This window comes from Lachnoclostridium phytofermentans, assembly GCF_000733755.1.
In the GTDB taxonomy this organism is placed as follows: domain Bacteria; phylum Bacillota; class Clostridia; order Lachnospirales; family Lachnospiraceae; genus Lachnoclostridium; species Lachnoclostridium phytofermentans_A.
In genome coordinates, this window is record NZ_JPOF01000003.1 from 1,375,846 (window position 1) to 1,388,323 (window position 12,478).

Genomic DNA, 12,478 nt, shown 5'->3' on the forward strand with positions numbered 1-12,478 from the left:
GAAAAGCATTTTAATATGTCATAGTAATTAGGAAAAATGTTCACTTCACGTACTTTCCTTTTCATAAAAAAAGAAGTACGCTTCGTTTGCGTACTTCTTTTTTTATACCAGTAAGGATAAGCCTACTTTTCAATAATAACTTTTATCGCTTTCTTTACTCCATCAACGATTACATAAATCCAATCAGTCGTTGGAGAAACAGCCTTAATTGTTGCAGTTGTACTTCCGGGATTCTTCTTAACAACTGCTCCGTCCTTTTTACTTGACATCCAGATAATACTATCTACATCTAAACCGTTTACTTTCACTTCAAATACTGCTTCTTCTCCTACTTTCATACGTACAGTACTTTCTACAAAGTCTACGGTTGCCTTTTTCACAGATAGCTTTCTAGTATAAACTTCCTTCGTACCATCCTGCATCGTTACAGTAGCTGTAATAATGGCAACACCGGATTCTTTTGCAATCAGACGACCATTTTGTTTTACAATTACAATGCCTGGTTTATTCGATGTATAAGTAATTATAATCGGTACGATTCCCTCACCAAGCTTACTTAATGTCTCTTCATCAAAGTTAGCTACTTTTACAACGTTCTTTGGAAGTTTTAGTCCAAACCACCCTAAGTTAGAATTCTTACCACCAGTATAAAGAGAACCGGTGCGCTTTGGTGTTAAGTGCTCAAATATCTCTTCTTTTGTTAACTCTTTGGTTGGTGTTGGAGTTGCTGTTGGGGTTGGTGTGACTGTTGGTGCTGGGGTATCTGTAGGTTGTAGTGTTTCACTTTCTGAAACTTCAGGTCCTATAGCAATATTATTAGATGGCGTACCTGCCATTCTAGCACCAGTATCCTTTGGTGCTTTCTCTGCCAATTCTAGTAAACCATTCATATTGATCGTACCGTCTGCATTTCGTGTAATCTCTATCTTGGTATCAAGATTAACAAACCAATCGCTTGACACTTCAACATTTTTTGTATTTGATGATTTTCCGTCTTCCCAATAGTAGTTATTCTCACCACGTACCTTGCTCTCTTCCTGGCTTCCTAACAGTTTTAGATTTTCATTTTCATTCATATAAAGAGTCTTAAATGACAAAACTCCATCAGCTAAGAAGTCTGTATTTTTAGCATTGTTTGTGTAGAATGCAACATTGTTCTTTTCATTATTGAATGATGTTGAATGATATACTTGTATGTCTGGACCACTATTAGAGTCAATTCCCTTTGCTTTGTTATCAAATGCAACACTGTTAATTAATTCATGGCGTCCTGTTATACTTTCTCCACCCATCTTAAAACCGTTACCGTTACCTGCATTGGTTCCATCAGGTAAATATCCATTTCTAAAAGCAACGCTATTTCGGATAACTACTTTACCAATCGGTCCAGTTTCAACTTTTGCAAATAAATCCCAACCATCATCTGCGTTATTATAAGCAATACATCCATCAAATATATTACCCTCACCAATCGTCAGTTTTGCTGCAAAACCATCCGCATCCTCGTAACCCTTATCAGCGTTTCCGTAAGAAGTACAATTTAGCACTAAGTTATTGGCAGGCCATTGTTCCTTTTCGTCATAACTCTGATATCTACTTATTTGGATACCTGTATTTCCGTTGTAGTAAGTGTTTACTTGATCCAAAGTACAATTGCTTCCAGATAATTGAATACCTTTTTGTGCATCTTTGGTTTTTGTTACATCAAATCCCTTAAAGTACCAATAATCACCTGCCAAGATCATACCAGCACTAGCTCCATTAAAATCAAACACTGGGCGTTCTGAACTGTTAGGGTCTGCTACCAAATAAATCTTCTTATCTGCTGTTCCACTAACGCCTCTTTCAATTGTTATAGTTTTATTCAAACTATATCTTCCACCAATCAAAACAATTGTTTGACTTGGCTGAACATGTTTTACAGCTGTATAAATATCCAGTGGATTTGCTTTAGTACCTAAGCCATTAGATGTTCCTTGTGGTGATACATATATTGTCTGCCCTTCATTTCCATAAGTTTTATACACTACAGAATGAGTAAACGTTCTTGTATCATAATCTTTTAATATCATAAATTCACCAGGTATATAATCCTCATCCGGTGTAAATGTAATGGTAAATATATTATTTCCTTTGTTTAAACTAACCCGCTTTGAAATGTTCGTGTTCGCTGATACATGCTCTTCTTTCGTAATAATTCTTCCGAAAGAGTCTGTAATTGTTAAAACACCATCTGCATTTCCTCGATATACTAAATCATAGTCAGAAGTACCTACTGCATTTGCAGAAACCACCTTATAAATTGGTGTTACTTTCTTAATTGGACGTTCTTCTGCTGGTGGATCAGTAGCAGGATCTGAAGTTGTTAGTTTAATATCGGTTACTGTAATACTTGCATTTCTCGATGCAAAGAAACCTACATAAACATTATCTTTGTCAATACCACTTAATGACACACGTTCTACGTCATAGTAAGTCTCTTTCTGAACATTACCTTTGTAATCGATAAAGCTAATACGATATCCTGTATTATCCCTCTCGATTGTCAATTTAAATTCATCCATAGCAAAATCTTCTGTAACGAGTTCATCATTTGTATAATTTTTTACAATGTTATAAGTACCAGCTCCATTTTTAGCACAACTGGTTTCTAGCGTAGCCATTGTTGACGAAAATCCAGGAATAGAGGTAAGGTTACTATTTGGTTGATTCATTAAATCAATCTTTTCTTGAGTAACACCGATTTTTTCCTGTGCACCGACCCCTAACTTCATGGTAATCTTTTCACCGTCATCAGATACACTTTCTTGTTCTGCATCCCATAGATACTCAACCTTTGTAACTGATGCCATATAGGAATTATTCCAGAATGCAGTGGAATCTAGGTTCTTTCCTACCGCATCCGCAGCCATTAAACCAAAGCCTTCCTGGCCATTTGAGAACTTCCAATTATCGACCTTAACAGTTGCAGATAACTTAAAGTTTTCACTCGTATCTACCATTGTATAATAGAATGCTAAACCATCCGTAGAAGCAGGAACCAACTTACCCTTACCATTAGTACTCCAAACTTTCACAAGTCCATCTACTGAATCATCATATCCATTATCGATGGTATTAACACCACTACCAAATGCACTAAAGTTCCAGCTTATTTCTGCTTCTGCTTTCACAATCTTAGAAACTGTATCTGATTCTATACTATCATTACCACGGATTGCTTTTACCTTAATGTAGTATGTAGAACCGATAGATAGCCCAGTGAGCGTTGCCTTAGTAGCAGTAACATCTAATTTCTTTACAAAAGTATTACCACCATTTTCACTGAGGAAAACTTCATAACCAGTAGCCTCTGCTACCTTATTCCAAACTACCTTAATAGAACCGTTTCCTTTATTACTAATAAATTGTATTTCTGGTTTTGCAAGTGGTAAAATAAAGTCAACTGCTTGAGATTTTACACTGCTCTTATCAGCCTCGTTTCCCCTGGATAATACAGCCTTAAATTGATAACTGCCACTAGCATCTGGAGTAAATGTAACTGTTCCACCATTCCCTGGTGCGGAAATCTTCTCTATCTTCTTAAGAATATCACCTTCGTACATCTCAATAGCAATAGAGTCTGCATATCCATTACCGACCTTACCAAGATAATCTACTGTAATCGTATTACCATTTACTACAACATTACTAATGGAAGGGGCTTCTATATCTCCCCAAGCTACAGAATCATCCCCATAGACGATGGATAATCCATAGATTGGAAGTTTAGTACCATCTCCATAGAAGTAATATGACTTTCCTGCTGATACCTCAACAGTTTTAGCTATATATTCGTTGGAGCTACCCGCTGTATAAGTAGCAATGATATTTTTACTACTATCTACTAAATAATAATTTTTAGTACTATTTAGCTTGAATACTACGGTAAATTTACCATCCTCTTCAGGAGTAACCTTTACAACGGAACCTGATGTAGGAATATCACCTTTATTTGGTGACGGATTTGATGTTCCTGCAATGCAACCTGCATATGGCGTACCCTCAATTGTCTGAGAATCGGCCTTATACGCCATATCCTGAAGAACTTCTATTCCATGATAATCGGTACCAGCTTTAAGCCCTGTTGAAAGATCTAAAACATGCTTTACTGCTGCTTTCTTGAATGATAATCCATAAACAGGGATTTTTGTACCTCCACCATAAATGAAATAGGTGTCTCCAGCTTTCATTTCATACTTTTTCTCAATGAATTCTGTAGCTGATGCAGCTATTTTATCAACTTGAGAACCATTTTTATCTATCACATAAAGTGTTTTTCCTTGATTAAGTTTCAGGACAATCGAAAATGAACCATCTACTGTCGGACTCACTTTTACTACAGCTCCCATTGTAGGTACAGCACCATTACTTGGTGATGGGTTAACCGCACCTGCTACATAACCAGAATAAGTAATTCCATTAATAACTTTTTCATCTGGAGAATACGTCATGTTATCTAATACTGTAATACCTGCAGCACCGCCATAAGTAGTTCCTGTCTTTAAACCATTTTTGATATCAATCGATGCTTCTGTATCTCCTGGTACTGGAGTTGGTGTAGGAATCTCGATATCAAATCCTGGGATATTCTCTAAATTACTCTCCTCTGTATCCATAACAATCGGGTTCCAACTATCACTTCCATTTAAGAATGCATCAATCGTAATTGATGTACCATCTGATAAAACTGGATCTTTTAAATTTTTTGCCCAAGTTGCTCTTTGAGCATGGTCATGAGTACCACGTTCCATTGTTCCATATTCATAGCATAATGGAGATGTTCCACCTAAAGTGCTATTCCAACCAATTGGAAGAATTAAGGATTGACCTTGATATCCATCAAAATCTGTATTCTCAATTACTGTCTTGAAAAAAACAACTTCGCTTGTTTCACCCTTCCAAGGTCTTCCAAAGTATCCTGGTTTTGAATAAGTAGCTGATGCTGTATCTACCCCAGGAACCGTTGAAGTAATATGACAGTTATACATTAAGTATCCTCTGCCAGATGCTTGTTGTGCTGCTGTTATATAAGAGACATCTGTGGAACCTTCACTGGTGTTCATAACAAGATCACACTTATAAAATGCTGCTGTCATTGGTCCAAAGATGAAATCTGTTCCACCCATAATAGCACACTTATCAAAAGCTGCTCTAACGTTAGAACCACCGTATAATGTATCTTGTCGACCGACAAAACGGCAGTTACGGAATAATGTCTTGTCTACGTTATTTGCAATCGCTAATGCTGCTGCACGTTCCACAAAAGATTTATTCTGTACGGAAGTATCTCCTACTACCTTAGAACGTTCCCCTTTATGATCTGATTCTAAATATAAAGTATCCGCAGCCTCTTTTACTGAAATATATTGATTAAAAGAATTTTCAAATATAATTCCTTCTGCTTCAAATCCAGAAGCTGCTACAACTACCGTTGCATTCCAAAAGGTTGCTGTACCCGCTCCATCATTTTTTTTAGAATGATAACCATTAGCTTTATTTACATTAAGAGTTTCTTCATCCCACTTAAAATCACTACCCATACTATAATAAGAATAGCCATGTCCATAATAAGAAGTAATTCTTACTGCTTCAGGGGCTATATTAACGCCTTTGTTCGTAAGTTCAATACTAGGCGTAGCACTTGCATTCTTTAATGTTACATTCGGAACATCAATTACAAGCATTTCTTCATAATTTCCTGGTTGAATTTCAATGGTAATACGTTCATTATTCGTACGTTCCATTACCTTTACTGCCTCTAACGCAGCCTGGATTGTTGTATAATCACAGCCTATAGATCCAACGGTTAATGTTGTCTTTATTGGTACTATAGGTAAGAGTTCAATCTTAGTCAGGTAAGTTTCTCCATTAAAATCTATGGCAACGTTAGATTCACTTCCTTTATATATATAAGAAACTGTCTCAATATTACTTGTTGATCCTGATATGGTAGAAAATTCACCATTTACACTATCATTGTTAATTAATGCAGAAGCTTTATAACAAAAACTTACTACTATTTGGCATGGTCCATTAACAGGTAATTCTACCTTTGCACCTGTTTTACCGACAGCATATAATCCTTTATTTGCACTTATACCTGTCATAGATAGCCCATAAAAATTATACAGAGTACCATTTGCTGTAAATTCTGGATTAGAAAATTCCCATACGGTTGGTTCTTCAAATTCTACAGTTTTTTGCACAGCTGAACCAGAAATAATTAGATTCGGTGTTAATTTTTGATATTTTGGAGAGTTTACTTTAACGGAATAGGTACCATCACGGAGTTTGATGTTTTGTGTACCAACAAAGCTATAACTGTAACCCTCTTCATTTAGATTAGTAAATGTAGTTGTTGCACCCGCTGTCTCTTCCGCTGAAAGACCCACAAGGTTTAAGGTTATATCATAAACTGGCTTTTTAGTAAAGGCCATCTCCTTAGTTTCATTTGTCGTACCTGTGAACTCAGATACTCCTAAAGAGTAATCATTAACATTTAATGCAGATACTACATACGTAATATTATTCTCTAAAGTAGCAGTATAATCACCAGTTACTCTATCAATTATAACGCTTGGTACAAATACTTGTTCGATTACTGGACGGAAGGAAAGATTTACTTTCTGCAGTTCCTCTGGTGTAAGTCCTGTTATCGTACCAGTTAGCGTGATAAGTGGAACAGCTACCACAGTAATGTTATGATTCTCTAGTGTACTTCCACTTGGAATTACCACAGAAGCACCTTCTGAAATAACATATCCATCAGCACCTACTAAACTAACAGAATAATCATAAGTTTCATTTAGTGTAGCGGTATAGTTGTTACTTACAATAGGAGCAACTATAGCTTCTCCCGTTTTATTATTCGTAAACATGATAGAATAAGGCTCTGTAAGCTCAGAAGGAGCTGTTACAGTTCCTGTTATTGTACACGATGATGTATGTTGTCTATACACTCTTGCCACAACCAACTTATCGTCTGTTGAATAAATCTTATGTAATCCATTCTCTGCTGCATAATAGGTAAATTCTGAAGCCATAGAACCACCCAATGTATGTACTTGACTTTTTATTGCACCGTTTGGAGCTTCGATAACCACATTAGAGGATGCTTTATTTGAGGACATTATTACAGTAAGAATATCATTTTTCTGTAATTGAATACCAATATATACACCAGTGCTCTTTTCTTTATTAGAATATAGGTAACCGTTATACTTTTTACCATACGAATCGGTTAAAGATTTGTCATCATATCTAATCAAATCTTGATTTATAGTTCTCAAACGATGTGAAGTTGAAAACCCACCATCTGAAAACATAAAATCTCCCCCATCAATACTGAACCCTGGAAGTGTACGACTTATAATAGATGACCCAGATGCAACACTTGGATAGCAGTTATTAATAACGTCAACACTAAGTTTGTTATTATAGATTGTCGGATCTAATTGCTCAGCCCCGAAATCCCATACATCAATCAGACTTCCAGAAGCATTCGCCACAGTATACTGCCCCGGTAGTATACCAAATAACATAGCAACAATTAATAATATTGCCAGCCACTTTCGTTTTCCCTTTTTCATATCCTATTCTCCTTTACCTATTCAGGCACGGAAAAATATAGTACCTGTACCATTATTATACATGTTTTGAAAAATAATGTAAATACTTACATTGCTTACATAAACATTTTCAGCAATATGAAAGTGTTGCTAACGATATTTTTAGTGAATAGTTCCAATTTATTATGCTTTTTATGTCATATGATTACTTTATAACCTTTTTATTTTATTTTTTCTTGTAAGTAATTACACTGATATTTTCAATTGTGTTACAGTTGCGCAAAATTGTCCTCCTCTTTTTGTACAAAAGGGATAGTAATTCGTATCACAATTAAAACACAATTTTAAGCATTGAAAGCCTTATGGATGCTCACCACTTAGGTGAATATCCATAAGGCTTCTTCTTTATTAACCCTATTAAGCTCTATAACGGTTTTATGTCAATTTTATATCAATCAATTCTATATGAATTAATTTTTCTAAGTTAAAATAACTGTTATTTTCCATGTAAGATTGATTACTAGTGAATACATATTACATCACTAACATAGGTACATAATTTCCATTACTCCCAATAAAACCCTTCCTCTGGTAACTTTCCACCCACAGATTCTGGCTTTTGATCATAAAGCACCTTTAAATATCCATCCACTTTACTTTTCATTTCCTCACCACGAATCAAAGTAATATTACAATAAGGGATTGCTTGTTTAGCAACAGCTGCCTTAACAATTCCGAACTTTTCAACTAAGGTTGATGCATCCTCTACATTTTCATTCACATAAGTTACACTATCCTCATATTCTGATAAAAAGGCTTCTACCGCTTCTTTATTCTCCTCAGCAAATTTCTTATTCACTACAACAACACCAGTAACAACAGAACTATCGGAATTTAATGCTTCCCATTCCTTCGTTACATCTAATGCTACTCTAACTTTATCATTTGTCATTTGGACTGTAGTAACATAAGGCTGAGGTAGCATTGCAATTGCATTTTCTGTTTCACTTAACATTGCTGCAACTTCTGTTGCTTCGGATTTATATTCAATCGTTACATCCTTACTTGGGTCAATGCCATGGGAACTAAGGAGATAGTTTAGAGTAAATTCTGGCGTTGTTCCCTTCCCAGTTGAGTAAATTGTCTTACCCTTTAAGTCTTCTACACTTTGTATGGAATCGCCAGTTTCAACAATATATAAAACTCCAAGTGTATTAATACCTGCTACCTGAATCTTTCCTTCACTCTTTTGATGCAGCACAGATGCTAAGTTACAAGGGATTGCAGCAATTTGAAAATCTCCCTTAATTAAGTTCGCTGTGATTTCATCTGCCGTGCCTGCTATTGTAAAATCATAATTGTTGGTAGTTTCCCCTTTTTCTGCTCTCTCCATTAACTCAACCATACCCATCGCTGTAGGTCCTTTTAGAGCTGCGATATTCATCGTGATTTTTTGAACAGGGTTCTCCTCACCTTTCGTTGGTTCTATCGTTGGTTCTACAGTTGGTGCCGTGGTTATTTCCTGTGTCTTTGTTGGTTCTGGAGTTATTTTATTGTCCTCTGTCTCCTTTTTTGTAGAACAAGCAGCTAACACTACCATACAAAATATAAGTGTAATAATTAAATGTTTGACTTTTTTCATAATAACCTCTATTCCGGTACTTTTGCACCTTTAATTAAAATAGCACTATATAAACAACCAATAACAATATATCATTTCTTTTCCTTCTCCATCTTTGGCCTCAACAAAGATAATAAAGTAAAATTCACCTCTATGATGCTTTTGAATACATTGTCTTAACGCTGATTCCCTTCACCATGCCTAATTTTCCAGACAAAGAGCTTATTACATTGTTTTCTGCGTCTACGACAACACTGATTATGCTGACATTCTTTTCTTTATAAGGAAGGCCCATTCTACCAATTATGTAGCTGCTATATTCGTGCAAAATCTGGTTCACCTCTGCTGATGCACCTAATTGCTCCACAATAATCCCGATTAATGCAATTCTAGTATCCACTATTATCCTCCTTTCGATAGTTTCATTAAGCGAATTCATTCCCCTTACAGTATCAAACAGTGGGAAGTTACTAAATTAAAAAAGGCTCTTGAAAGCTGAAATGAATTCCTCATTTCCTTTCAAAAGCCTGATCTACGCTTTTATCGTTTCCTATGAACAGAAGTTCTCTTCTGTCTTAAAAACTTATCAAATTGCGCTTCTTTATCAGGTGATTCCTTCTATGTCAGCGACTACATTATATAGCATAATTTAACAAGTGTCAAACTTTAAAACGGTAGCCAACACCCCAAATCGTCTCAATATACTGTGGTTTTGAAGTATTCGCTTCGATCTTTTCACGAATTTTCTTAATATGAACGGTTACCGTAGCGATATCTCCAATTGACTCCATATCCCAAATTTCTTGAAATAATTCTTCCTTTGTATAAACATGATTTGGATTTTGTGCTAGAAAAGTAAGTAAATCAAATTCCTTTGTTGTAAATGCTTTTTCTTCTCCATTGATATACACACGACGTGCAGTCTTATCAATTTTGATACCTCGAATTTCAATCATTTCATTTTCTTTCATTCCAGTACCAATCAATCGTTCATACCGAGCCAAATGTGCTTTCACCCTCGCTACTAATTCACTTGGACTAAATGGCTTTGTCATATAGTCATCTGCTCCAAGGCCAAGTCCTCGTATCTTATCAATATCATCCTTTTTCGCAGACACCATAATAACAGGGATATTCTTTTCTTCCCTTACCCTCTTACATATTTCAAATCCATCAACATTTGGTAACATTAAGTCTAAGATGATTAACTTATAATCTCCTGTTAGTGCCGCTGCTAAGCCTTTATCTCCAGTATTCTCAATATTAACTTCAAAACCGGAAAGCTCCAGATAATCCTTCTCAAGTTCTGCAATCGCTGCCTCGTCTTCTACTATTAATATCTTGTCCATGAATATCTCCTTCCTTTCGTCAACTCAGTAAATTGTGAAAATTGATTTTTATTTTTATACTTGAAAACATGCCACTTGGTAGGCTGGAAGTTTGTGCCGAGGATTACGCAGGCACAAACTTCTGTGTAAAAGAAATCAAAGATTTCTTTTACACTAACTCCTCGTTCTTAATCTTTCACTTGTAGTTCTAAACCTTTTTTTATTTTAGAGAATTTCTTCTCAATATGCTCTTTGTCAGTCCATTTCATTATCGTAAAGATTATGCTTGTTCCAACACCGACCTCACTCTTTGCCCAGATATTACCGCCATGCTCCTCTATCACTTTCTTCGCTATAGCTAGTCCTAACCCAGAACCTCCTTGCTTAGAGTTTCTAGAAGCATCTGCCCGATAAAAACGTTCAAATATATTCGGAAGATCTTTCTCTGCGATACCACAACCACTATCTTCAATTTCAACTTCCACCATATCACCAGAATCGGTAAGTTTCACCTTAACTGTTCCTTCTGGTTTTCCCATGTATTTCACAGCATTTCCTACAATATTATGAATAACACGCTTTAACTGTTCCGTATCAATAATTACCTTACAGTCAGTCGCTACTAAGTTTTCATACTCTAACTTTATATTCTTAATCTCAAGTTCAAAACTAAGCTCATCTACACAATCACAAAAGTAATCGTCAACCCCTATGATGCTAAAGTTATACGGTACTGTATTATTATCAATTCTTGCATAAAGAGATAATTCATCTACCAAGGAAGACATATCATTCGCTTTTGTATAAATTGTTTTAACATATCGATCAAGCTTTTGAGGATTATCTGCTACACCATCTATAATTCCTTCCGCATATCCTTTAATTGCGGTAAGTGGAGTTTTTAAATCATGAGATATATTGCTTAATAACTCTCTTGAGTTTTCCTCATACTGCATCTTTACCTCAATCAGTTCTTTCAGATGAATTCTCATTTCTTCAAAGTCTTCACATAGCTGACCGATCTCATCATTCGAATTAACAGAGATAGAATAGTTTAAATTTCCCTCTTTCATCTCTTTGGTTGCTCGTTTCAATACATTAAGCGGTTTTATGATCCCCCTGTAAAGCCATACAATCAAGATAAAGGCGGTTATTATAATAATTAATACAAAGGATATCACAGCCTGTACTGCAGATGCTTTTAGTTGCGGTACAACATTGTCAACGTCAGTTAATACAAATATCGTTCCTTTAGAGCCATCCTGATACAAAAAGTCCTGCTGTTTTAATAAAATTGGGTTCTTACCTCCAAGGTAAATACCTCCATCAACCTCCGTACTATGATTATTGTAACTTGGAAGATTATTCTTAACAGAAGAATATTTTGCAGCATTACCAACAAAGATAATCTCCTCATCCTTTCTGACAACCAAGAAAGAATATTTTTCTTGGAGTTCTGAGTTAAGCTCTTTAATATATTCTAAATCCTCTAACTCCCAAGGTGTTTTCATTGCCTTAGTTTTAATTCTATTAAAAACATCCCTTGTGACACGATTTAATATCTGTATTGGATTCGTAATTACCTGCATAGTATTAAATTCCATATCATAGGTCTTTTGAATGGAGTTAAGTTGATACTCAATAATTAGTTTACCGGTCATAATGGCCAAACAAATGGGTAGGATGATAATGATTAAGAACGACATCTTTAGTCTGTTTTTTAGATCCACTTTCCTTCCTCCGTATCTATGCCTCATACTAAAAGGTTCTATATTCTTACTAATTGAAAACAGTAACACCTAATCTCTACCGGTGTTAGTGTTTAGATGTTCCCTGTTTTTTATTCTGTTTTATCAAAAAATAACAAGTTTTGCTATTTCCATCTTCCATTATAACATAATTTAAGCTAGCTTACATAT

Annotated in this window: 5 protein-coding genes; all 5 read right to left on the minus strand. The window is 35.5% G+C overall.

Annotated features, from left to right (window positions below; all coding sequences use genetic code 11):
* Positions 1-122: 122 nt before the first annotated feature.
* Positions 123-7,631 carry a pectinesterase family protein gene (locus CC92_RS21650; protein WP_051650696.1) on the minus strand — a complete coding sequence of 2,503 codons (7,509 nt, stop codon included), beginning with the start codon at positions 7,629-7,631 and terminating at the stop codon, positions 123-125.
* A gap of 544 nt (positions 7,632-8,175) precedes the next feature.
* Positions 8,176-9,252, minus strand: a complete 1,077-nt coding sequence (locus CC92_RS0111405) for an ABC transporter substrate-binding protein (protein ID WP_029502758.1) — start codon at positions 9,250-9,252, stop codon at positions 8,176-8,178.
* A gap of 130 nt (positions 9,253-9,382) precedes the next feature.
* The gene (locus CC92_RS0111410; RefSeq protein ID WP_029502757.1) at positions 9,383-9,631 is read right to left on the minus strand and encodes a TM1266 family iron-only hydrogenase system putative regulator; all 249 of its coding nucleotides are present in this window, start codon (positions 9,629-9,631) and stop codon (positions 9,383-9,385) included.
* A gap of 259 nt (positions 9,632-9,890) precedes the next feature.
* On the minus strand, positions 9,891-10,580 hold the full coding sequence (locus CC92_RS0111415; protein ID WP_029502756.1) for a response regulator transcription factor: 690 nt from the start codon (positions 10,578-10,580) through the stop codon (positions 9,891-9,893).
* 167 nt (positions 10,581-10,747) lie between these two features.
* The gene (locus tag CC92_RS0111420; protein WP_034218398.1) at positions 10,748-12,289 is read right to left on the minus strand and encodes a HAMP domain-containing sensor histidine kinase; all 1,542 of its coding nucleotides are present in this window, start codon (positions 12,287-12,289) and stop codon (positions 10,748-10,750) included.
* Between the last annotated feature and the right edge of the window lie 189 nt (positions 12,290-12,478).

Excerpts from the sequence above, each read along its gene's own strand:
- CC92_RS0111415 (WP_029502756.1), bottom strand. The coding sequence starts at position 10,580 with ATGGACAAGATATTAATAGTAGAAGACGAGGCAGCGATTGCAGAACTT.
- CC92_RS0111405 (WP_029502758.1), bottom strand. The coding sequence starts at position 9,252 with ATGAAAAAAGTCAAACATTTAATTATTACACTTATATTTTGTATGGTA.
- CC92_RS21650 (WP_051650696.1), bottom strand. The coding sequence starts at position 7,631 with ATGAAAAAGGGAAAACGAAAGTGGCTGGCAATATTATTAATTGTTGCT.